This is a genomic window from Streptomyces dryopteridis (assembly GCF_049606955.1).
Classification (GTDB): domain Bacteria; phylum Actinomycetota; class Actinomycetes; order Streptomycetales; family Streptomycetaceae; genus Streptomyces.
The window spans coordinates 985,573-1,007,234 of the sequence record NZ_CP187114.1; the positions used below are offsets into that span (position 1 = coordinate 985,573).

16 protein-coding genes and 3 pseudogenes are annotated in these 21,662 nt (G+C 75.5%); 15 read left to right on the forward strand and 4 right to left on the reverse strand.

What is annotated here, in order from left to right; all coding sequences use genetic code 11:
- Positions 1 to 80: 80 nt before the first annotated feature.
- Positions 81 to 565, forward strand: a pseudogene (locus ACN20G_RS30930) (hypothetical protein).
- On the opposite strand, the pseudogene ACN20G_RS30935 reads toward ACN20G_RS30930, so the two are convergent.
- Positions 558 to 1,774 (reverse strand): annotated as a pseudogene (locus ACN20G_RS30935) (IS110 family transposase). The pseudogenes ACN20G_RS30930 and ACN20G_RS30935 sit on opposite strands and share 8 nt — an antisense overlap.
- A 1,191-nt stretch (positions 1,775 to 2,965) precedes the next feature.
- Between ACN20G_RS30935 and ACN20G_RS30940 the strand changes: the two are divergent.
- The 6 genes from ACN20G_RS30940 to ACN20G_RS30965 all read left to right on the forward strand — a co-directional run bounded on the left by ACN20G_RS30940 (position 2,966) and on the right by ACN20G_RS30965 (position 9,850).
- Positions 2,966 to 3,760 carry an SDR family NAD(P)-dependent oxidoreductase gene (locus tag ACN20G_RS30940; RefSeq protein ID WP_424216549.1) on the forward strand — a complete coding sequence of 265 codons (795 nt, stop codon included), beginning with the start codon at positions 2,966 to 2,968 and terminating at the stop codon, positions 3,758 to 3,760.
- Positions 3,757 to 4,971: a thiopeptide-type bacteriocin biosynthesis protein gene (locus ACN20G_RS30945; RefSeq protein ID WP_424216550.1), complete on the forward strand. Its 1,215-nt coding sequence runs from the start codon at positions 3,757 to 3,759 to the stop codon at positions 4,969 to 4,971. Before ACN20G_RS30940 ends, ACN20G_RS30945 begins: the two co-directional genes overlap by 4 nt.
- Positions 4,968 to 7,574: a lantibiotic dehydratase gene (locus ACN20G_RS30950; RefSeq protein ID WP_424216551.1), complete on the forward strand. Its 2,607-nt coding sequence runs from the start codon at positions 4,968 to 4,970 to the stop codon at positions 7,572 to 7,574. Before ACN20G_RS30945 ends, ACN20G_RS30950 begins: the two co-directional genes overlap by 4 nt.
- 55 nt (positions 7,575 to 7,629) lie before the next feature.
- Positions 7,630 to 7,788 carry a hypothetical protein gene (locus ACN20G_RS30955; RefSeq protein ID WP_424216552.1) on the forward strand — a complete coding sequence of 53 codons (159 nt, stop codon included), beginning with the start codon at positions 7,630 to 7,632 and terminating at the stop codon, positions 7,786 to 7,788.
- Between the two features lie 219 nt (positions 7,789 to 8,007).
- A complete protein-coding gene (locus tag ACN20G_RS30960; RefSeq protein ID WP_424216553.1) occupies positions 8,008 to 9,336 on the forward strand; it encodes a lanthionine synthetase LanC family protein in 1,329 nt (442 codons plus the stop codon).
- Between the two features lie 73 nt (positions 9,337 to 9,409).
- Positions 9,410 to 9,850, forward strand: coding sequence for an N-acetyltransferase family protein (locus ACN20G_RS30965; protein WP_424216554.1), 441 nt, complete (start codon positions 9,410 to 9,412; stop codon positions 9,848 to 9,850).
- A gap of 107 nt (positions 9,851 to 9,957) precedes the next feature.
- On the opposite strand, the pseudogene ACN20G_RS30970 reads toward ACN20G_RS30965, so the two are convergent.
- Positions 9,958 to 10,391: pseudogene (locus tag ACN20G_RS30970) on the reverse strand (excinuclease ABC subunit UvrA); the annotation flags it as partial.
- Between the two features lie 274 nt (positions 10,392 to 10,665).
- A complete protein-coding gene (locus ACN20G_RS30975) occupies positions 10,666 to 11,487 on the reverse strand; it encodes a VOC family protein (RefSeq protein WP_424216555.1) in 822 nt (273 codons plus the stop codon).
- A gap of 146 nt (positions 11,488 to 11,633) precedes the next feature.
- Here ACN20G_RS30975 and ACN20G_RS30980 point away from each other — a divergent pair, with 146 nt between their 5' ends.
- Together ACN20G_RS30980 and ACN20G_RS30985 are read left to right on the forward strand one after the other, a co-directional pair.
- A complete protein-coding gene (locus tag ACN20G_RS30980; RefSeq protein ID WP_424216556.1) occupies positions 11,634 to 12,617 on the forward strand; it encodes a helix-turn-helix transcriptional regulator in 984 nt (327 codons plus the stop codon).
- Between the two features lie 94 nt (positions 12,618 to 12,711).
- Positions 12,712 to 13,140: a PASTA domain-containing protein gene (locus ACN20G_RS30985; protein ID WP_424216557.1), complete on the forward strand. Its 429-nt coding sequence runs from the start codon at positions 12,712 to 12,714 to the stop codon at positions 13,138 to 13,140.
- A gap of 15 nt (positions 13,141 to 13,155) precedes the next feature.
- Here the strand turns inward: ACN20G_RS30985 and ACN20G_RS30990 are convergent, their stop codons facing one another.
- On the reverse strand, positions 13,156 to 13,452 hold the full coding sequence (locus ACN20G_RS30990) for a hypothetical protein (RefSeq protein ID WP_424216558.1): 297 nt from the start codon (positions 13,450 to 13,452) through the stop codon (positions 13,156 to 13,158).
- A gap of 86 nt (positions 13,453 to 13,538) precedes the next feature.
- On the opposite strand from ACN20G_RS30990, the gene ACN20G_RS30995 reads away from it, so the two are divergent.
- The 6 genes from ACN20G_RS30995 (at position 13,539) to ACN20G_RS31020 (ending at position 21,641) form a co-directional block, all read left to right on the forward strand.
- Positions 13,539 to 14,138, forward strand: coding sequence for a GNAT family N-acetyltransferase (locus tag ACN20G_RS30995; RefSeq protein ID WP_424216559.1), 600 nt, complete (start codon positions 13,539 to 13,541; stop codon positions 14,136 to 14,138).
- A gap of 142 nt (positions 14,139 to 14,280) precedes the next feature.
- Positions 14,281 to 14,796, forward strand: a complete 516-nt coding sequence (locus ACN20G_RS31000; protein ID WP_424216560.1) for a hypothetical protein — start codon at positions 14,281 to 14,283, stop codon at positions 14,794 to 14,796.
- Positions 14,766 to 16,253 (forward strand): hypothetical protein, encoded by a 1,488-nt coding sequence (locus ACN20G_RS31005; RefSeq protein ID WP_424216561.1) that lies wholly within the window; start codon positions 14,766 to 14,768, stop codon positions 16,251 to 16,253. The genes ACN20G_RS31000 and ACN20G_RS31005 overlap by 31 nt, the downstream gene beginning before the upstream one ends.
- Positions 16,250 to 17,647 (forward strand): vWA domain-containing protein, encoded by a 1,398-nt coding sequence (locus ACN20G_RS31010; RefSeq protein WP_424216562.1) that lies wholly within the window; start codon positions 16,250 to 16,252, stop codon positions 17,645 to 17,647. Before ACN20G_RS31005 ends, ACN20G_RS31010 begins: the two co-directional genes overlap by 4 nt.
- A 32-nt stretch (positions 17,648 to 17,679) precedes the next feature.
- The gene (locus ACN20G_RS31015) at positions 17,680 to 18,792 is read left to right on the forward strand and encodes an ATP-binding protein (protein WP_424216563.1); all 1,113 of its coding nucleotides are present in this window, start codon (positions 17,680 to 17,682) and stop codon (positions 18,790 to 18,792) included.
- Positions 18,789 to 21,641: a hypothetical protein gene (locus tag ACN20G_RS31020; RefSeq protein WP_424216564.1), complete on the forward strand. Its 2,853-nt coding sequence runs from the start codon at positions 18,789 to 18,791 to the stop codon at positions 21,639 to 21,641. The genes ACN20G_RS31015 and ACN20G_RS31020 overlap by 4 nt, the downstream gene beginning before the upstream one ends.
- Positions 21,642 to 21,662 lie beyond the last annotated feature (21 nt).

Sequence of the window (21,662 nt, forward strand, 5' to 3'; positions counted from 1 at the left end):
GTGGGGCGGGGGGTGCCTCTATGGGGTTCGTCAAGAGAATCGGGCTGTGTGCGGGAGGTGTCGGCGGGCAGTAGGGCGGGGTGCCGGTTCTGCTGTGGGGCAGTGTCAGGAGCCTGTTCGCCCCTGACCTGATGGGTGCTCTGCCGGACGTGTCCGTGGAAGGCGCCTCGGTCGAGGACTGGCAGGCCGTGTTCGACCTGGTCAGGTCGAGCGGATGGACGTGGGAGTACCTGGAGGGCGGCGTCGCGGCTCCGCTGCTTTTTGCGGAGGAAGTGGCGGCGCGGGCCGCTGATGCGGAGACGGTCGATCCTCGGGTCTCGCCGGTCCCGGACGTGTTGGCGATTCTTCGTCCGATGTCTGCCGTCGAGATCGACTTCGACGTCGGCCTCCGTGAACGGCAGGGCCAAGAGGGAGCGGACGTCCTGTGTCGGCCCTGGCCGCGGTGGGGCGTCGGCTCGGCAAGCGGGTGGTCATGACGACCGAAGGCGACTACGGAACCCGGTGCTCGGGGTTGGATCCCGCGGCCGACCGTGTGGTGCTGGTGGCGGACTCGCAGCTCAGCTGACCGCCTCGGCCGGGCGGGACTCGGGGAAGGTCCCGTCGCTGGGCACGGCGAACAGCACGTCGGTCCGGCGTCCGGCCAGGCGGAGGAGCGCATGGGTGGGCCGTTTGCCCTGGCCGGTCTTCTTCTCGTGGTAGGCGCAGGATGGTTGCTCGCCGAGCGAGGCGAACGCGGCCGGGAGGAGCGGCCGTTTCAGCTGCTTGTGCCCGGCAAGAGGGTTGCTCGCCCCGTATGGAGGACGCGGAACTGCGGGTCACGGGGGCCAAGGCCGGTGTAGGAGGCGAGGGGGCGGCGGTCGGGAACGTGCTCGCGTTGCCGACGTCGATCGGTGTCCGGGCGCCGGTCCGCGTTCCGATGCCGGGCATGGGCGTGAGGATCTTGGACAGCGGGTGCTCTTCCAGCGGTTCCTGGATCCGCTTCTCCGAGAGCCTTCGCCGGTCGAGGACGGCCCGTGGCGAGCCGGCCGGGCTCGGCGCGGCCGCCTTGGTGCCCGGGACGACCGCGGTCTGTTCGTCGAGCGAGTTGAGGACGTCCGCGACGAGGCGCTCGACCATGCGCGGGGTCAGGGGCCGGGCCGCGCCGAGAGGACGACGGCGTGCGGTCCTGCGCAGGCCGGCCGGAGAATCGAACCGTTCCGGCAGGGCCCGCGTCGCTGGATGGTCCGGGCGCGGCCCGAGCACGCGTTCCGGGTGCGGGTGGATCCGGGTGAGCAGGGCGCGCGGGCGGTTGGCGATGCGGGTTGCCTCGCCGGCGCGCCGTCGTCGAAGCCGACCGTCATCTCCGGCTCGGCGACGGTCTCGTCGGTGGGCTCGATGCCGCGCAGGGTGTGCGGCATGGTGCGGGCGGTGTACGCGATGACGAAGGTGTCGCGGACATCGGTCCTGGCCTCGCCGGGGTGGATCGGCGGTCCGGCGCATCGTCGGACCGGGCGGGTAGGCGACGCGGCATCCGGCGTTCCGCGCGACCGCCGGCGGCGGGGCGCCGATGGAGGGGGGACGGTCAACCACGACCGGGGCGGTGCCGTGCCGTGCTGTGCTGTGCTGTGCTGTGCTGTGCTGTGAGCTTGTCCGGCACGGCCCGCGGCTTGGGCTCGCCGTTCGGCGGCCGCTTGTCGAGGACCCGCTTGCCGGACCGGCTCACGGCGGTTCCGCGGCGCTCGCCCTTGCCGACGTCCAGGCCCGGGAAGGCGTCCACATCGCCGGTGTCGATCACGCCGATCCCGCACGAGGCCGCGCTGTCCCGGTCTCGTTGGCGTGGCAGCAGTCGCCGGCATCCACGTTGCGAAGAGCCTCCCAGCACGCCGGTGGTCCTGCCGGCCCGGTGACACCCCCCCCGGATCACGCGCACCGCAGGGGGGGAACGGTCATGCCGGGCCCGGATGTCGGGAGCCCTGTTGTGGAGCCGCGAAAGAGGCAACGGGGGTGGGTGGCCGGGGTGATCGTGGGCTCGGGGGCGGGCGGGCTTCCGGCGGGAGCGGGCTTTCCTTCGTGGGCTTGGGATCGGTCGTGGTCGCCGGGGTGAGTGCCACGGACAGGGGCGAGCCCCTTGGCGGCGGCTCGCCCAGGGCGGTTTGTGGCCGGTGGCGTTCCCGGCCTCGGCGTCGCCGCGTGAGTCCCCGGGCGAGCGAAGGTTCCGGCGGCCGGACGCCGACCGGGCGCCCGTCACCTCGGTGGCGACCGGTCCCGGGGACCTGGCCGGCTCGTGGCGGGTGCGTGCGCGCGGGTCGTCGCGGATCCCCTCCCGATGATGCGGCGAGCCGCGCGGGAAGGCCCGGTCACGACGAGGGCTCCTCTTGCCGGATCGAGCCGGCGCCGGTGCCCGATTCCCGGGGCGGGGTGATGTGTCGGCGGGTCGGGGACCGGGTCGGGGCGCGTGTTCGGGGGACTGGTCGGGTCCCGGGTCGGGCCTCCGGAGCCCGTGGGTCCGAACCCGGCGTGCCCCGGTGGGCGTTCGCGCCGGGGCGATGGTTTTCTTCTCAACTTCCCTCGTCGGGGCCGGCCGTGGGCCGTTCGGGGGGCGTGCGGGGCCCCGACCCGCGGGGATCCGGGTCTCGTCGTCCGGCGCCTCCGTGGGCCGCCCCGGAGCGGGTGTTCACGCCGGTCACGGCCCGGTGCCGCCCCCGTGACCCGCGCCGGCCCGACCCGTGCCCGATGCGCCCCTTCGATCCTCTCCCGCACTCCCCGTCCGCCCTGTCTCCGGTCGCACGAACTCCCCTACTCACAGGACTTGTTGACGTCTCGTCCGGAACCGCGTCCGCAAGGCCGAACGGGGGGCGCGCGGCGGAGACGTACGCAGCTCACGCGCCCCGCCCCGGATGCGCCGGGGCACTTCCATCGGCCCGTTATCCCCGATCGCCCCGCTGGTACACACAGCTCACATCGACCATCGAGGCTCGGAGGGCTCGTGGATCTGGGGTTGGACGGACGGGTGGCGCTGGTGACCGGCGCGACCTCGGGCATCGGCCGGGCGGTCGCCCTGCTGCTGGCGGCCGAGGGGGCACGGGTCGCCGTGACCCACCACACCCGCAAGGGAGCGGGCGAGGGGCTGGTGGCCGAGATCGAGGCCGCCGGCGGCCGGGCCCTGTCCCTGCCCTTCGACCTGCTCGACCCCGTGTCCGCCGAAGCCGCCGTCGAGCAGGTCACGGACCTGTGGGGCGGGGTGGACGTGCTCGTCAACAACGCCGTCCCCTGGCCCGATTCCGCTCCCGGCCCCGGTGTCGACCGTTTCGAGACCCTCGATCCGGCCGACTGGCGGCGCATGGTGCGCGGGGTCGTCGAGGGCACGTTCCACCTCACCCAGCAGGTCGTCCCGCACATGCGGCGCTCCGGGTGGGGACGGATCGTGAGCGTGTCCAGCGTGCAGGCCGAGGGCGCGTTCGTGCGCACCACGCTGGAGGAGGACGGCATCGCGCTCGTCCACGCCTACGCCGCCGCGAAGGCCGCGCTGCACGGGCTGACCCGCAGCCTGTCCTGGGAACTGGGCCCGTACGGGGTGCTGATCAACGCCGTGCTGCCGGGGCCCGTGCCCGGGGAGCGGGCGGCGTCCCTGCCCCCGGGTGAACTGGAGCGGATCGTGGCCCCGGTGGCCACCCGTCGTGCCTCGGAGCCGGTGGACGTGGCCGCCGCCGTCGCCTGGCTGGTGTCGGCGCGCAACGCCAACACCACCGGGGAGCTCGTGCGTGTGGCGGGTGGCCTGTGAGCGCCCCCGAGCGAGCCCGCGACCGCGCCGCCGGCGACGGCGGTCTCGACCGTGCGACCGGCGCACCCCGGTGCGCGGGCTGCGGCGGGCACACCGGCGCGGGCCCCGGCGCGGACCGGCTCGTCGTGGACCTCGGCGGTCGCGCCCTCTCCCTCGGCGTGCTGCCCGCCGCCGGCGGCGGCGAAGGCGCCGGGCCCGGCCCCGAGGCCGCGCTCGCCCTGCTCGACCAGGCCCGCGACACCTTCGTCACGGCCGGTCTGGCCGCCCTGCGCGAACGCGAGGACCGCGACGGGGACTGGGTGCAGGTCGGCCTGGAGCGCGCCCCCGACCCGGCCGGTCGCGCCCTGCGCGCCGCCGAACTGGCCGCGTTCGCCCGCACCCTGCTCGCCGAGGGCACGGCCGCGGACTTCTTCTTCATGCACAAGCCCCCCGGCCTGCGCGTGCGGTTCCAGGCCCCGCCCGGGGAACGCAGGGCCCTGCTGGCCGCCGTCGCGGCCTGGGCCGCCCCGCGCCCCGCCCTGTTCACGGTGTACGAGCCGGAGGCGCACCTGTTCGGCGGGCCGGTGTCCATGACCTACGTGCACGAGGTGTTCCGCGCCGACTGCCTGGCCTGGCTCGACGTGCACGCCCACCGCACCGGCCCCGAGCCCGTCGCGCCGTGGGCGGTGTCCCTGCTGATGCTGCGGGACCTGCTCGACGCGCTCGAAATCGTCGGCTGGGAGGACCGCGACGTCTTCGACCGGGTCCGGCACGAGACCGGGCGCCGCCTGCCCGCCGAGGCGCGGGCCCTGGAGCCGCACGCCCGGGCGGCGGCCGGCGCGGCCGGCTGGTGGGCCCGGCCGCAGGAACTGCTCGACCGGATGCCGCCGTGGGCGGTGCGCGTGGTGGAGGACCACCGGAGCGCGGTGCGGGACATCGGCGCGCGCTGGCGCGCCGGCTACTTCGAGACCGCCGAGGCACGCATCGGGCCCCGCCGGGCCGCGGCCCTGTGCACCGTCTTCCACTGGAACCGGGCCGCCCTGCCGCCCACCACCCAGGCCCTGCTGGCGGAGGCGCTGGCCGACGCGCACGACGCGGCCGACGGCACCCCCGTCTCGGGCCGGCGCCGCACAACCGCACCGGCGGCGGCACCGGCGACCGCACCGGCGGCGACGGCGGTGACGGCCGCGCGCGCGGCGGTCCCGGCCGACGGCGGACGGGGGTCGGCGTGAGCACCGGCGAACAGGCACTCGTCCGGCTCGCGGGCCTGCCCGTCGGCCTGTGGACGGCCGGCGGCGCCCCCGAACTGTTCGCGACGGCGCACGCCCTGGGCCTGCGGCGCGCGGCGCACACCACCCGCGCACGGGCCCTGGCCGCGCTGATCAGCGACACCCTCGTGCCCCATCCCGCGTTCTCCGGGGCCGAACGCCGCACCCTGATCGAGCTGCGCCGGGCCCTGGCCGCCGGCCGTCCCCCGACCCCGCCGGTCCTGGCGGCGGCCCGGACGCTGCTGGCCGCGCCCACCACCCGGATCACCCTGGTCGACGCCCTGGCCCGGGCCCGGCGGGAACTGGCCGAGACCCTGGCCGAGGGCGCGGCGATCGCCGAGGCCGAGGCCGCGTACGAACGCGCCGTCACGGCGGAGGCCGCCCGCACCGCCGACCTGGGCTGGCGCACCCTGCGCACCGCCGGACCCGGCGCGGCGGAACTCCTCGCCGAGGACCCCGACCTCGTCGCCGACGTGCTCGCACGCCTGGCCCGGGGCGAACGGTGGACGGACAAACGCCTGCGGACCCGCGCCGACCACCTGTGGCGCCTGCTGGGCCGGGCGTGCGTGAAGACCACCCCGCGCTCCTGGCTCGGGCACCTCGCGGTACTGCCCGTCGCCGAGGGGGCCGGGGACGGCGGCGCCGACAGCGTCGGAGGGCTGCTCTCCGTCGACGTGCGCGCCGGGGCGCACGCGGTGCACCGGATGCAGAACGTGCACGCGACCGCCGGCGCCGATGCCGGCGCCGATACCGACGGCACGGTCCGGCTCTCCACGACCGGGCTCTGCCGGCGCGGGCCCGACCGCGTCGCCTGCTGGACGGTGCACCCCACCGACCCGAGCCGGCTGCACGCCGTCGGCCTGCGCGCCACCCCGCTGCTGAACGCCGTCCTCGACCTGCTCGACACCGGTCCGCGCACCCGTGCCGAGGTGCTCGACACCCTGCTGCCGGCCGGCACGGCCGCGAACCGGCGCGCCGTCCTCGCCGAGTTCCTGACCCACCTGGTGGGCCTGGGCCTGCTCCAGGAACGTTCGGTGCCCCGCCAGACCCTCACCGCCTGGCCCCCGCCCGCGGACGCGTTCACGGACACGTTCACGGACGGGTTCACCGACGTGTACCGGCACGCCCGCGGCCGGATCGACGCGGTCGCCGCCCAGCGGATCCGCGCCGCCCTCGGCACGGCCCGCCGCCTGGCCGCGCTGCGCCCCGCCACGCCCCCGGCCCCACACCCCGTGCTGGCCCTCGTGGACGAGGTGCCCCGGCCCGTGCCCGAACTCCTCGCCGCGTTCCTCGACGCCCGGCCCGACTGGACCCCGCCGCCCGCGGCCGCGCCCCGCTGGCCGCTGCCCGCGCCGGGCGCAGCCGGGGGCGCGTACGGCAGGCTCCTCGACCTGGTACGCGCCCACGCGCTCCGCAGGCCCGAGGAACCCTTCCGGGTCGACGCCGAACTCCTCGACGCCCTCGGCGCCGACCCCGGCACCGGCACCGGCGCGGGCCCCGTCGACTGTCTGCTGCACCCGCTGCCCGTGCGCGCCCCCGGCGACCCGGCGGCCGTCCTGGAGGGCACCGGGCCCGCCGCCCGCCTCGACGCGCGCTTCGCGCCCGCGCTGCGCCGTCTGCACGGGCACGCGCCCGGCGTGGACGCGCACCGCGCGCTCCTCGCCCGCACCGAACCGCACGCCGACGGCCGGTTCGTGGAGGTGCTCGTGCCCCCGCTGCGGGACCGCGCCGCCAACGCCGTGCGCCGCCCCCGCTACACGGGCCTGTGGACCGGCGACGGGGACCCCGCCGCCTACCACGACGAGGACGACGCGCTGCCCGGCGGCTCGGAGCGGATCCCACTGCACCGGATCACGGTCCGCCGCGACGCCGACGACCGGATCGTGGTCGAGGGCCCCGACGGACGCACCCTGTGGCCGGTGCACCACGCGACCCGCGCCGCGCTCCCCCCGTGGGACGTGGTGCTGGCCCTGCTGACCTCCTCCCCCAACCCGCTGCCCGTGCGCGGACTCGGCTTCGGCGGACTCGCGAACGCCCTGCCCGAACTCGACCGGCTGCCGCGGATCGTCGCCGACGACACCCTCGTGCTCGGCCGCGCCGGCTGGCGGGTCCCGCAGGACGAGACCCCGGATCCGCTCGCGCCCTGGCCCGAGAAGCTGCGGGCGGTGGCCGCGTGGACGCGCCGCCGGGGCCTGCCCCGGTTCGTGTTCGCCACCGCCGTCGGCGGGCGCCGGCCCGTGCCCGTGGACCTCGCGAGCCTGCCCGGGGTACGCCAACTGGAGCGGCTGGCCCGCGCCGTCGCCCCCGACCCCCTCTACCTGGAGGAGATGCTCCCGGCACCGGACGACGCCCTCGTCCGGGACACCGCGCCGGGCACGCCCACCGCCGCCGGAGCGGCCCCCGACCGGCTGATCGCGCAACTCCTGCTGCGCTTCACCGGCTCCGAACCGGTCGCGCGCCCCGGCGCGCAACGGTCCGCGCACGCCTCCTCCACCCCGCCGCGCCCCGACGCGACCTCGCGCGGCCCCCGAGACCCCGTCGACAGCCGTCAGGCGCCGACGGTCTGAGGGAGACCCTCCCTCGTCCTTTCAGTCACCACAGGTGCGAACAGAAGGAGAAAACATGCCCCCCATTGTCGAACTCGACGACCTCGACGCCCTCATCGAGGACCTGGGCACCCAGGTCGCCGAACTCGACCTCCCCGAGGCGCCGGAAAACGCCCAGACGCTCTCGGTGGTGTTCTGCACCTACACGCAGTGTCTGACGAAGGACTGCGGCTGATCACGCCGCCCGTCCGCGACACTCACTGAGGCGGACAGGGCGGCACGGCCGGACCGGGAACTGCGCCCCGGTCCGGCCGGACCACCCCCGCCCCCGCCCCCGTGCCCCGTGCCCCCGTGCCTCCGTGCCCCCGGTGCCCCCGATGCCCCCGATGCCCCGGCGGCCGGCCGGGCCGAACCGCCCACCCGCCCGCCCCCGTCCGTGCGGAGGACCGTCGCCGTGTCCCGAACCCCCACCGCGTCGCCCCCGCTCCCCCACCGGCCGCACGCGGACACCGAGGCCCGCACGCGGGTCGAGGCCGCCGTCCGGACCGTCCTCACCCACTGGCTCGACGCTCCCCCGCCGACGACCGGCACGCCCGCCGACGCCGCCGACCCCACCGACCGGCCCGCGGCGCCCGGCGCCGGCCCGGCCCCCGTCGTACTCGCGCTGCTGCTGCCCGAGTCCGACCGCGACCTGGTCGCGGAGAGCCTGCGCACCTGGCTGCGCCGGCTGCCCGCCCCACCACCCCGGCACGCCGGGGCGCTCACCGACGGCCTCGCCGCCCGCCTGGCCGGCCTGCGCCTCGCCGCGCGCCGCGCCCCCGCCCTCGGCCCCCTCGCCGACCGGCTCGACGCGGCCCTCGACACGGCCGCCCGCGCCGGCCACTGGTCGGGGTCCAGGCGCGTGTTCACCGACTACGACCTGATCGGCGGACCCGCCGGCGTGCTCCTCGCCCGCGCCGTGGCCCCGCCCGCGAGGCCCGCGACGCCCGACCCGCCCCGTGATCCCGTCACCGCGCACCTGCTGCGGCTGTGCGCCCGCCCCGACCTCGCCGACCTGCGGCTCACCGGGCACGCCGACCACCCCCTCAACGGATGGTGCCACGGGCGGATCAACACCGGCCTCGGGCACGGGGTCGCGGGCGTGGTCGCCGCGCTGGCGAGCGTGGTCCACCGGACCCCCGACGACACCGAGGCCGCGGGGGCGCTGGCCCGGGCCGCCGGCTGGTTGGCCGCCCGGGCCGAACCCGGGCCCGACGGGGCAGGACCCGACGGGGCCGGGCCGATCACGTGGCCCATCGCCGACGGCACGCCGCCGGCCCGCTCCGGACGCCGGGCGTGGTGCTACGGGACCCCCGGCATCGCGTGGGCCCTGCGCGACGCGGCGGACGCCCTCGCGCACGCGGGCCTGCCCGTCCCCGGTCTGCGCGAGCTCGCGGACACGGCGTTCGCCTCCGTGGCCCGTGACCCGGACCCCGCCAGCCGCTTCCCGGTGATCGAAGACGGCGCCGACGGCGCGCACCTGACCGTGTGCCACGGCGCGGCCGGAGTCCTCGGCCTGGCCGACGCCTTCACGCGCGCCGCCCCCGCCCCCGACACCCCGCCGGGGCCCGCGTCCGCCCTGCGCGACCGGCTGCGGGCCCACCTCCTCGACCACCTCGACGCGCTCGTGACCCTCGGCCGCCGCGACCTCACCCTCCCCACGGGCGCCGCCGGCGCCCTGACCGTCCTGGCCACCTCCCTGAACGCCGACCGCACCCCCCTCCCCCTCCTCGCCCTGCGCTGAACACCCGCGTCGAAGGGATCGTCTCGCCGGCGGCGGAGTTGACGTCCGGGGAACACTCGGGTTTTCTGCCGGCATGTCCGATCTTCGCTTCCTCCGGCCTGCCTGCGACGCCGCTCTCGCGGACTGGCAGCACGTCCACAACGTGATCATCCCCACCCACGTCCTGTCCCTGGACGAGGTACGGGAACGTGCCGAGCGCCACCACCTGGAGATCGCGTATCTCGACGACGCCCTCGTCGGCTGCAGCACGGTGCGGCCACCGACGGACGCCACCATCACGGCGACAGTGATCGCCCGCGTGCTCGCCGCTCACCGCGGACAGGGATTCGGCGAATCCCTCTACTCGCGCGGGCTCCACCGGGCGCGGGAGCTGGGTGCCGATGTGATCGAGACCGTTGTCCTGGCGTCGAACGAGGACGGTCTGCGGTTCGCGCGGAGGCACGGGTTCGTCGAGACCGAGCGGTACCTGCTGCCGGGGGACACCATCCCGTGGATCGACCTGCGGCTTTCCTGACCTCCGGTCCGAACCGGTGATCCACCGCGTACCTCCGGCCCCTCATCGGGGTGGTCGGTGTTCGGCGCGTGGGGTGTGGCGGCGGCGGTGTGGGAGGCGGTGGTGTCGGCCAGGTCGGTGGGGGTTCCGGTGATGAGGAGCCGGCCACCGTGGCGGCCGCCGTCGGGGCCCATGTCGACGACGTGGTCGGCGGCGGCGATCACGTCACGGTCGTGTTCGACGACGAGGACGGTGTTGCCCCGGTCGCGGGGCTCCCTCAGGAGGGCGGTCATGCGGCCGACGTCGCGGGGGTGCAGGCCGGTGGAGGGCTCGTCGAAGACGTACGTCATGCCGGAGAGGGCGGAGCCGAGGAAGCGGACCGTCTTGAGGCGTTGTGCCTCACCGCCGGAGAGGCGAGCGCCGCCTCGTTCAGGCGCGCGCCGGCGCAGGTGGGGCAGGCGCCCTGGACGGTGAACTCCTCGACCGCCCTGCGGGTGCGAGCCGAGAGCGCGGAGAGGTCCCGGCCCAGGTAGAGGCGGGTGAACCGGTCGATCAGGCCCTCGTCGGAGGCGCCGGCGGCCTCGGCCTCGGCCTCACCGTGCAGGAGCCGGTGCCACGCGGACTCGGTCTAGTCCTTGAGGGGAGTGTCGAGGTCGAAGCGGCCGGTGCGGGTGATCAGGTTCCACTGGACCAGGTTGTTCTCGCGGACGCCCTCGATGACGATCTCGCCGTTGGCGTCCTGCACGGTGGCTCCTGCCGGGTGGGTGGCAAACGGTGGGCTGTGGGCTGTGTCGGGGTGCCGGTGACCGGCCGCCCCCGCCGGGGAGGCGGGGTCGTCACGCCGGGGCGGCGCCGGTGGTGGGCATGGAGAAGAGGCCGAAGCGGTTGCCCCGCGGGTCGATCACGCGGCTGTAGACCAGACCGTCCGGGTTGCCGTCGGGGCCGTGCTCGATGGTCGCGCCCAGCTCGGCGGCGCGCGCGGTGACGGCCGGCACGTCCTCGACGAGGAAGTCGGGCATCAGGTAGTCGACCCCGTCCGGGCCGAGGTCGTACATGCCGCCCGAGGGCCACCGGTTCCCGGTGAACACGTTGCTGTACGGCTTGCCGCCCGCGCTCTCGTCGGGTTCGATCCGCCACCCGAACGCCTTCGACCAGAACTCCGTCGTGGCCCGCGCGTCGGTGGTGCCGATCTCGAACCAGGCGTACGCGCCGGGCTTCGGCGCCATCGCGACCTCGGCCATCTGCTCCCGCCCGGCCGCCGCGAACTCCTCCAACCGCTCCGGGGCCGCGCCGTGGCGGAAGATCGAGAAGACGTTGCCGCGCGGGTCGGCGAGCCGCGCGAACACGGTCACGTCGGACACCGCGGTCGCCGGCACGATCACGCGCGCCCCCAGCGCCTCCAGACCGGCCTGGTCACCGGGGACGTCGGCCGAGACGATCGAGACGTTCATCGCCTCCTCCCGCGCTCCGGCCCGCTCGTGGACGGCGCCCATGGGGTACGGCATCCCCGGCGCCATGATCCGCGTGTACGTGGACCCGTCCACCGACGAGTCGGGATCGACGGCGAAGGTCCAGCCCAGCAGTTGCCCGTAGAACGCGCGGACGGCCGGCCCGTCGGCGGTGGCGATCTCGAACCAGACGACGTTCCCGGGATCCATGTGACCCATGACAGCTCTCTCCCAGCGCACAGTGAGGGGGGGTGTCCGGACCCGGGGCCAGAAGAAGCCGCTCGCCTCCGGACGACACCGACCATAGAGAGCCAACAGGTCACCGAACGTCCTGTTGGTCCCGCATGCTGGTGGACATGCGCGACCCCTCCGCCCGCCTCCTGCGGCTGCTGTCCCTCCTCCAGGCACCCCGCGAGTGGCCCGGCCCCGAACTCGCCGAACGCCTCGACGTCACCCCCCGCACCATCCGCCGCGACATCGACCGCCTCCGCGACCTCGGCTACCCCGTCCAGGCCACGCAGGGAAACCTCGGCGGCTACCGCCTGGTCGCCGGCGCCGCCATGCCCCCGCTCCTCCTCGACGACGACGAGGCCCTCGCCATCGCCGTCGGCCTGCGCGCCGCCACCACCGCCCCCATCACCGGCATCGCCGACAGCTCGCTGCGCGCCCAGGCCAAACTCGAACAGGTCCTTCCCGACCGGCTCCGCCGCCGCCTCACCGCCTTCGCCCACGGCGCCGCCACACCCGCGCTCCCCGACGGCCCCACCACCGACCCCGAGGTCCTCGCCGGCCTCGCCGCCGCCTGCCGCAACGGGGAGAAGACCCGCTTCGTCCACCGCCGCGCGGACGGCACCGACAGCCGCCGCCTGGTCGAGCCGAGGCAACTGGTCGCCATGGGCCGCCGCTGGTACCTCCTCGCGTGGGACGAGGACCGGGCCGACTGGCGCGCCTTCCGCCTCGACCGCGTCCGCTCCCCCACGCCCACCGGGACCCGCGTCCCACCGCGGCCGCTGCCCGAGGGGATCACGGACGCCGCCGAGCTCGTGGCCCGCGCCGTCACCGGACCCGCCACCACCCACGCGGAGCTGCTGCTGCGTCTCCCGGCCGACCGCGCCCGGGACCTCCTCCCCGCCGGCGAGGGCCCGCCCGTCCCCGTCGACGCGGACACCTGCCGCCTGACCATCGGCCCCGACTCCCCGCGCTACCTCGCCCTCCGCGTCATCAGTCTCCCCCTCCCCTGCACCCTCCTCGGCCCCGACGAGGTCGTCCGCGAACTCCGCGCGCTCACCACCCGCGCCACCGCCGCCGTCGCCTCCCCCGAAGCCGCGGGAGGATCGTGAGGACGCTCGGCCGAAATGGGCCAACGGCACATGCACCTGTCACAGTCCGGCAACATCCGTGTCAACACGCTGCCCGAACATCGATCATGACCCGATGCGTACACACACGATCACGGTCGGCATCGCCGCGTTAGGCATGCTCGCGCTCACCGGCTGCACGGCTGCCGACACCGCTGCCGACGTCCCCACCCGCTCCTCGGCCTCCACCCCCGCCTCGGTCCCCACCCCCTCCTCGGACCCCGACGACGCCGCAGCCGCGCCGGCTCCGGCCGCGCCCGAGGCGGCCGCCGACAAGGCCACCGTGCCCAACGCGGTCGGCCAAGTGCTCCAGACCGCTCAGGACCAGGCCCAGGCCGGCGGGTTCTTCCTGCTCGGGTCGACCGACGCGCTGGGCCGGGGACGGATGCAGGTCCTCGACCGCAACTGGAAGGTGTGCGCGCAGACCCCGGCCGCCGGCACCGCGGTCGACACCACCACGAAGCTCGTCTTCGCCACCGTCAAGCTGGAGGAATCCTGCCCGTAGCAGGCGCCCCGCCGGTCAGGCCGGTATCTCGTGGTCCGGGAGGTGGAGGGTCATGCGGGTGGGGTCTTCGGGGGTCGCGTGGACCGGGCGGTTCCAGTGGGTCGCCAGGCGGGCCGCGACCGTGAGGAGGCGGCGGCGGTCCTCCGGGGTGTGGGCGGGCCAGCTCACCCTTCCGCGGTCGGCGATCGCGTCGCCGAGTTCCTTGAACAGCACGGCCTGGTAGCGGCGTTCCTCGTCCTCCGTGAGGGGGGTCGGGTCGGGCGGGGTGCCGGGCTCGGGGACGAGGCGGACGTTGTGGAGGTCTCGGTACACCGGGGCCGTCCCTTCGGTGTCGGTGGTCGCGACGGGTGCGTCGACCCTACGCGCCGCCACCGACAACCGGCCGACCGGGCGGGAGAATGGCCCGTGTGCCGATCCTGAGTTTTCCCGAGACCGAGACCCCGCCCGAGCTGCGCGCCCAGGTGTTGGCGTTGCAGGACGACGCCTGGCCTTCGAGTGGGCCGCGGCCGGTGGATCCCTCGCCCGGTTCGCCGGTGCACGATCCGGCGTTGCGGCCGGTGTCGGTGCTGTCGGTGGCGGCGGACGGCACGGTCCGGGCGGCCCTCGACGTGCTGCGCACGGAGCTGTGGCACGCGGGGGCCCGGTGGGCGGTCGGCGGGTTGAGCACGGTGGTGACGCGGCGTGCGGAGCGGGGGCGGGGGCACGGCGGGCGGTTGGCGGCGGCGGGTCGGGCATTGATGGTCGACGAGGGCCTGGACCTGGGCCTGTTCACGTGTGACCGGCCGTTGCGCGGGTTCTACGAGGGCGCCGGGTGGGTGATGCTGCCGGGCACGGTGTTGGTCGGCGGGACGGTCTCGGATCCGTTCCCCAGTGACGCGCCCGGGTTCGCCAAGGTGACGATGAGTGCCTTCTTCACGCCGGCGGCGCGGGCGGCCGCGTCGGGGTTCCGGCACGCCCGTGTCGGGTTGTACCCGGGGGCGATCGACCGCCTCTGGTGAGGGTTCGACCCGACGCGCGCGACGGGCCGTCAGGGTCGGTGCGCACGGGTGTTCGTGGGGCGTTGTCAGTGGTCGCGTCTACGTTCGGTGTTGTCCCCGCCGGGTCTCGGCGAGGGTCCCCATCGACGTTCACGGAGACGGCATGAGTGTGTCCACTGGCAGGGAGCGGGCCTCCCTCGCACGGGTCTCGCGACCGGCGCGGGCCCGCAAGCTCGCGAAGGTCCCGTTCGTGGAGCCGGCCGACGGCCGGTTGCAGGGCGTGGTGTCGAGCGGTTCGGACGTGGCGCGGGTGTACGTGTCCTCGATCGAGGCCGGCACGCACACGTTCGCGTGCAGCACCAACAACAACCGGCCGTGTGGCGGGGCCCGTTCGGGTCCCTGCAACCATCTGCGCGCCTTGGTGACGGAGGCGGTGTTGCAGTACGGGGCGGAGCGGATCGCGCGCTATCTGCGGGTGGATCCGGGTGCCGGTCCGGCGGACGCCGCCTCGATCCTGGCGGCGACGGCCGGGAAGGGGCTCACGGCGGGCGGGGGCGCGGCGGTGGCGGCGCCGGTGTTCAGCCGGTTCCTGCGGCACCTGGCCTATCTGGAGCAGCCGGCGACGACGCTGCCGGTGCCGGAGATGCAGTGGTTCCCGACGACGCGGGCGGTGGCGTGATGCGCGTGGAGGTGTTGCGGGAGGAGGTCGACGGGCTGGCGGAGCTGTTGGCGGTGGTCGACGGGTTCGACGGGGCGTTGACGGAGGGGCTGTTGCGGCCGGGGCCCGAGCAGGGCGAGGCCCTGGCGGGTCTGGCGCGGGCCGTGGCGGGCAGTCCGCTGGGCGCGCGGGTGGCCGAGGCGGCGCGGGAGGCGGCGGCGGGGACGGCCGGCGAGGAGCACCTGGTGGTGTTGGCGGCGGCGCGGGCCGCGCTGTTGGGTTCGGCGCACGACGCGTTGGCCGGGCTGGTCGCGGAGGCGACGGGGCGGCGGACGGAGCCGTTCGAGCCGGGGCCGGCGGAGGGTGACGCGCCCGCGACCGGGCCCGGCGGGTCGGGGTCGAACGTGTCGGCGGCGGCCCGGTCGTGGCTGGCGGAGTTGGCGCGGGTCGGGTGGCGGGGGTTGGGTCACGAGGTGGTGGCGGGGGCGGCTCCGGTGGTGTCGGCGCTGTTGCCGGATCCGGCGGCGCGGCGGGCGGCGGTGTTGTTGGACGGGTTCGCCGGGGAGTTGGCGGCGTGCTGTCCGGGGGCGTCGATCGAGGAGGTGCCGGAGCGGCGGTGGGCCGATCTGTGGTCGCGGGGGCTGTTGTTGACGGTGCCGGGGGTGCTCGGCGGGTCGGCGGTCGCGGTGGGCACGGTCTCGGGCCGGTTGCTGCCGTTGGGCGTGGATCTGCGGGAGCATCCGACGGCGGTGTCGGCGCAGGTGCACGCGGTGTTGGAGCCGGCGGACGGCGGGCCGGGGCGGTTGGTGCGGGCGTCGGTGTCGGCGCCGAAGCCGGACACGGTGGTCGGGGCGGGTCTGTGGCAGGTGTTGCGGCCGCACGCGACGCTGCCGGCGGCCGTGGCCGAGGGCCGCTCGGTGGAGCTGGTGGAGATGCCGGTGACCGCCGAGGGCGAGTTGTTGTGGGACGAGGCGCGGGCCCGGCCGGGTGAGCCGGTGGACGCGTTCACGGCGGCCCGGATGGCGTTGGCCTCGGCGACGGACACGGCGCTCGCGCCGCACGAGCGGCACCCGGCCCGGCTGGCGGTGCCGGTGTTGTTGGAGGGGTACACGGTGCACACGGGGGACGGGGACCGGGACGGGGACGGGGACGGGGACGGGGATGTGACGGAGTTCGCGTTCGCGGGCGGCGGTCGGCTGCTCGTGGACACCGACCTGGTGCCGCAGGCCGGGCCGCTGACCCCGGAGGTGGTGGCCGCCTCGACGGCGTGCCTGGGGCTGCTGCGCTGGGACGCGGGCGTGTTCACCGTGCAGCCGTTGGCGGTGGAGCGGCTCGTGCGCAAGAGGCCCGTGGTCGTGCACGCGGCCGGATGGGCCGGCGGGCCGGGTACGGACAAGGCCGCCGCGAAGGCGGAGAAGACGGCGGCGGACGCGATGGGCGTGCTGCGGGAGCGGGCCGGAAGGTTGCTGCGGGCATGACCGAGGAGATCACGGGCCCCGACCCGGACGCGAACCGTCGCATGGCCCTGTACTGGCGGCTGCTGGCCCGCCTCTTCGACCCGGAGGAGCACGCCTCGCTGGAGTCGGCGGGCCTGGCCGTCGTCACCGAGCTGGGGCTGCCGGCGGGCCTGCTCGATCCGCGCGAGTCGGTGTCCTCGCTGCTGCAACGGCATCCGGAGCTGGCCCCCGAGTTCGACGGGCTGATGGTGCCCGAGCCGCCTGAGCCGGGCGCCGCGCGCGACGGGGCGGCCGAGGTGCGGCGGGCCGCGCTCGCCTCGAAGGTGCTGCTCAACGTGTTCGCCGACCCGCCGGGCTCGGTGGACGCCGGACACCTGGCGCGCTGGCAGTCGGACGCCGACCACTTCGAACGGGCCCTGGGCCGGGCCCCCGGCGCGCTGCGCTCGGGCCGGGGCGGCGCCGGCGGGGTGGCCGGCACCGGGACGGGTGTCGGGCACCCGACCCCGGACCTGGAGCGGTTGTCCCCGGCGATCGGGGCCGCGCTGGGTTCCATCGAGGGCGAGCTGGTGGCGCGGATGCGGTTGCGGGAGGTGTTGGCGGATCCGGCGCTGGCCGCGCGGCTCACGCCGAGCATGTCGCTGATCGAGCAGTTGTTGCGGGACAAGGAGAACCTGTCGGGGCCGGCGTTGGAGCGGGCGAAGGAGCTGATCCGTCGGTTCGTCGACGAGGTCGCCGAGGTGTTGCGCACGCAGGTCGCGAAGGCGTCGGTGGGCGCCCTGGACCGTTCGGTGCCGCCCAAGCGGGTCTTCCGCAACCTCGACATGGACCGCACGATCCACAAGAACCTCGTCAACTGGGACCCCGAGAACGAGCGGCTGCTCGTGGACCGCCTGTACTACCGACACACGGTGCGCCGAACCACCCCGCAGCGGCTGATCGTCGTGGTGGACCAGTCGGGTTCGATGGTCGACTCGATGGTCAACTGCACCATCCTCGCCTCGATCTTCGCGGGTCTGCCGAAGGTCGACGTGAAGCTGATCGCGTACGACACGCGGGCCCTGGACCTGACCCCGTGGGTGCGCGACCCGTTCGAGACCCTGCTGCGCACCCGTCTGGGCGGCGGCACGGACGGCACCGCGGCCATGGACCTGGCGCAGCCGCTGATCGCCGAGCCCCGCAACACGGTGGTGGTGTGGATCTCGGACTTCTACGAGTGGCGGTCGGAGGAGCTGTACGCGCGGATGGCCGCCGTGCACCGCTCGGGCGCCCGGTTCATTCCCGTCGGATCCGTGACCAGCTCCGGGCGCGGCAGCGTCAACCCGTGGTTCCGGGAGCGGTTCAAGGACCTGGGCACCCCCGTGATCTCCGGTCACGTCAAGAAGCTCGTGCACGAACTGAAGAACTTCCTCACCTGATCACCCCCCTTTTTCGAAGAAAGGCCGTCGACATGACCGACCTGCTGCGCGCCCCCGCCGAGATCGAGTACGCCGAGGAACTGGACTGGCTGGAGTCGGTGGACACCGCGCCGAAGCCGTTCACCTGGCGGCTCTCCCCGCGCATGGTCCGCCTGTTCATCCTGGGCTCGGAGCCCTCCGACGGGCTGGAGCGCCCGATCACGCAGAAGTGGTTCGGCGACCGCTCGCTGGTGGAACGCGCCCTGGTGACCCTGGCCTCGGACCGGGGGCTGCTGCTGATCGGCGACCCCGGCACCGGCAAGAGCCTGCTGGCCGAGCTGCTGGCGGCGGCCGTCTCCCGCAATTCCACCCTGGTGGTGCAGGGCACGGCCGGCACCACCGAGGACCACATCAAGTACGCGTGGAACGTGTCCTCGGTGATCGCCAAGGGACAGTCCCGGGAGACCATGATCCCCTCGCCGATCATGACGGCGATGGAGACGGGGGCGATCGGCCGGTTCGAGGAGCTGACCCGCGCCACCAGCGACGTGCAGGACGCGCTGATCTCCATCCTGTCGGAGAAGTACGTGTCCGTTCCGGAGCTCGACGAGGACAACATCGTCTTCGCCAAGCCCGGGTTCTCGATCATCGCGACCGCCAACAGCCGGGACCGGGGTGTCAACGACCTGTCCTCGGCGCTGAAGCGACGGTTCAACTTCGTGCGGATCCCGGTGGTCACCGACCGGGCCGGCGAGGCGGAGATCGTGCGCAGCCGCACCGAGAAGCTGCTGGCCCGACACCGGATCGAGCTGGAGGTGCCGCCGACCCTGCTGGACGTGCTGCTCAGCAGCTTCGCCGACCTGCGGGCCGCCGCCGCGGCGGCCGGCGGCGAGGACGAGAAGCTGGAGTCGGCGCTGTCCACCGCCGAGCAGATCGGCGTCCTGGAGGACGCGGTGCTGCACGGGGACTTCTTCGGGGAGGGCGTGCTGACCGCCCGCACCCTGGCGGCCTCCCTCGTCGGCTCGCTGGCGCGCCGCGCGCCGGAGGACCTGGCCATCCTCAACAAGTACCTGCACGGGGTGGTCGAACCGCGCGGGCAGGCCGAGGGCGGGCACTGGCCCGAGTTCCTCGAAGGCGGCCGGGACGCGATCGGGGCCCTGTCGTGACCGCCCCCGCCCCGCTCGCCGGCCCCGCCGGGGCGGAGTTCGCGGAGGGCGGTGTCTTCGGGGAGCTGCGCACGCGGCTCACCGACGCGGCCGCCGCGTTCACCGACGGCCCCGACGCCCTGGCGGAGATCATGCTGGGACTCGTGGACGACGTAGACCGGGCCGTCCGCGAACCGCTGGAGATCTTCCCGGTCTGCCACCACTCCCCCGCCTCCGCCCTCGCGATGGCCCGCCGGCTGCGCGAGAAGCGGCCCCGGGTGATCTACCTGGAACTGTGCGAGGACCTGGCCCCACTCCTGGCCGAACTGCGCAACTGCCGCCTCCCGGTGGCCCTCCAGGCATTCGCGGGCGAGGTGGACGGGTTCCCCGCCGCGACGGCCCCGCTGTCGGTGATCGCCCCGATCACCGAAGCCTCCGCCGAGTACCAGGCCATCGCGTACGCGCTGGGCACCCCGGGGGTGGAGCTGGTCCTCGTGGACCGGTCCGCGGACCACGTGTACCAGTGGGACGCCCCCGCCGACGCCGCCCCCGCAGACGAGACCCCGGAGCCCGGGGACGCGGCGCACGGGGACGCGGTCGGCGTGGGCATCGGCGACCTGCGCCCCCGCTTCGCCGACCTGGAGCGGCACCTGCTGCGCCACGGCCGGGTCCGGCACTGGTCGGAGTGGTGGCACCAGTACGTGGAACTGCCCCTGGCCGCCGCCGACCACGACTCCTACCGGCAGGCCATGTTCCTGATCGGCGGCCTGTTCCGGCGGCTCGCCCCCGGCGACTCCCACCGGCTGCGGGTGGACGAAGACCGCGAGCGGTACATGTGGACGCGGATCCGCGAGCACCAGGGCGCCGGGGACCACGACCCCGCCGAGGCCCTGTACGTGTGCGGCGCGTTCCACGCCGCGAGCCGGGTAGCCGAGTTCGGCCTCGCGGGCCGCGCCGGGGAGTTCACGATCCCGCCGCGCACCGCGACCCGCTGGCAGTACGGGCTGATCCCGTCCAGCCACGCGGCCATCGAGGCGCAGTTCGCGCTGGCCCCCGGGTCGGTGTCCATCGCCGCCGCGACCTGGGCCAAGGCCCTCAAGCGCACCCCGGTACGCCCCTTCCGCCTCGGCACCAAACCGGCCAAGACCGCGAAGGCCGCCAAGGCCGGGGGCTCGCCCCGCCCGAACGCGCGGTCCGGACCGCCCGCCGAGGCCCCGGACCGGCTGACCGGGTTCCTCGTGCGGCCCGGGGCCCCGGACCGACTCGACGAGGAGGAACTCGTCGAGTGGTCGGTGGAGATCGTGCGCACGGCCCGCCGACACGGCTACCTGGCCTCCACCGCCGACACCATCGCCATCTTCGAGACCTCGATCCTGCTCGCCGGGATGCGCGACCGGGCCCGGCCCACCCCGTACGACTTCCAGGACGCGGCCGTGACCTGCCTGGAGAAGGACACGGTGCCCGGCCGGCTCGACGTGCGCTCCCTGGTCGAGCGGATGCTCGGCGGGGACCGCAACGGACGCGTGGGCTACGAGTCGCTGCCCCCGCTCGCCCGCGACGTGCACGACCGGCTGGCCCCGCTCGGCCTGCCCCTGGAGCGGCGCGGGGTGCACCGGGCGCTGCTCGACATCACGGGCCGGCCGGAACTCGCGGCCTGTTCCGACGTGCTGTGGATGCTGCGCCGGCTGCTGCCGGAGCGGGCCGCCCGCCCGATCATGGGCGAACGCGGGCTCGGGGAACGCTCCCCGCAGGAGTCCTGGGACCTGTCCCTGGGCACGCACCAGCGCGAGCTGATCGAGCTGGGCTACGAGGGCGTGGGCCTGGAGCAGGTGCTGGAGCAGCGGCTGCGGCGGGCCGCGCACGATCCGAAGGCCCGGGCCGCCGACGTGCTGGCGGCGGTGGAGGACGCCGAGCTGTACCTGCCGGGCCGCCGGCTCGCGCCCGAGCTGGGCGGCCGGGCGCTGACGGTGCTGGCCGCCGAGCGCGGGGTGGAGGGCGCGCCCGAGGTGCTGCGTCGGGTGCGACGCCTGTTGACGTACTACCGGACCACGCTGCCGGAGCTGCCCGCGTGGATCGGGGCCTTCGCCACCACCGGGTTCGCGCACTACTGCACCCTGCTGCCGACCGCGTTCGGCGACGAGGACGCGCACGTGCGCGAGGTCGGCGCGATGCTCGGGTTCCTGTTCTCCATGGAGGGCCTGGCGGTGTCGATGGGCTGTGACCGGCGGCAGTTGGAGCTGGCGCTGGCCCAGTCGCGGCCGACGACACCGGAGAAGACGGCGCTGCTGTGGGCGGCGCGCACGGGGCTGGGGCAGATGGACCGCGCCGAGCTGCGGGCGGCCTGCGCCGATCTCCTCGACAACCCGCTGACCCTGCCCGCGTACCCGCGCTGGCTGGGCGGGTTCCTCCAGGCGCTGGTGCCGGTGCCGCAGTTGGTGGACTTCGTGGTGGAGGCGGTCTCGGCGGCCTTCGACCGGCTCCCGGACCACGTGCTGCTGCCCTGGCTGCCCACCCTGGTGCTGTCGCTGCGGGACGAGGGCGCGGGACTGGCGCCGCTGCTGACCCGGGAGGCGGCGCGGATCGTGCCCGGGCGCCTGACGGCGCTGGACGCGTGGGTGCCGCCGTGGCGGGCCGCCCCGCCCGCGCCCCTGGACCTCGGGCCGGTCGGCGCGGCCCCGGTGGGCCCCCTGCCGTTGCTGCGCGCCCGTCCCGAGAGCTGCGACGCGCTCGCTGCCCTGCTGGGCGTGACGGACCCCTGGGCCCCGACCGGCGCGGCCGGCCCGGGCGCCGGCCGCGCCGGCGTCCCGGCCCTGTTCGCGGCCCATCCGGAGCCGGCCCGGGCCTGGGAGGCGCTGCTGGCGGGCCGTTGACGGCAAACCGCTCCCGGCCGG

What these genes read in the sequence shown, in the direction of transcription:
- ACN20G_RS30975 (WP_424216555.1), bottom strand. Translation starts at nt 11,487, where the DNA reads ATGGATCCCGGGAACGTCGTCTGGTTCGAGATCGCCACCGCCGACGGG.
- ACN20G_RS30995 (WP_424216559.1), top strand. Translation starts at nt 13,539, where the DNA reads ATGGCCCGTGTGCCGATCCTGAGTTTTCCCGAGACCGAGACCCCGCCC.
- ACN20G_RS30980 (WP_424216556.1), top strand. Translation starts at nt 11,634, where the DNA reads ATGCGCGACCCCTCCGCCCGCCTCCTGCGGCTGCTGTCCCTCCTCCAG.
- ACN20G_RS31010 (WP_424216562.1), top strand. Translation starts at nt 16,250, where the DNA reads ATGACCGAGGAGATCACGGGCCCCGACCCGGACGCGAACCGTCGCATG.
- ACN20G_RS30955 (WP_424216552.1), top strand. Translation starts at nt 7,630, where the DNA reads ATGCCCCCCATTGTCGAACTCGACGACCTCGACGCCCTCATCGAGGAC.
- ACN20G_RS30965 (WP_424216554.1), top strand. Translation starts at nt 9,410, where the DNA reads ATGTCCGATCTTCGCTTCCTCCGGCCTGCCTGCGACGCCGCTCTCGCG.
- ACN20G_RS31015 (WP_424216563.1), top strand. Translation starts at nt 17,680, where the DNA reads ATGACCGACCTGCTGCGCGCCCCCGCCGAGATCGAGTACGCCGAGGAA.
- ACN20G_RS30985 (WP_424216557.1), top strand. Translation starts at nt 12,712, where the DNA reads ATGCGTACACACACGATCACGGTCGGCATCGCCGCGTTAGGCATGCTC.
- ACN20G_RS31000 (WP_424216560.1), top strand. Translation starts at nt 14,281, where the DNA reads ATGAGTGTGTCCACTGGCAGGGAGCGGGCCTCCCTCGCACGGGTCTCG.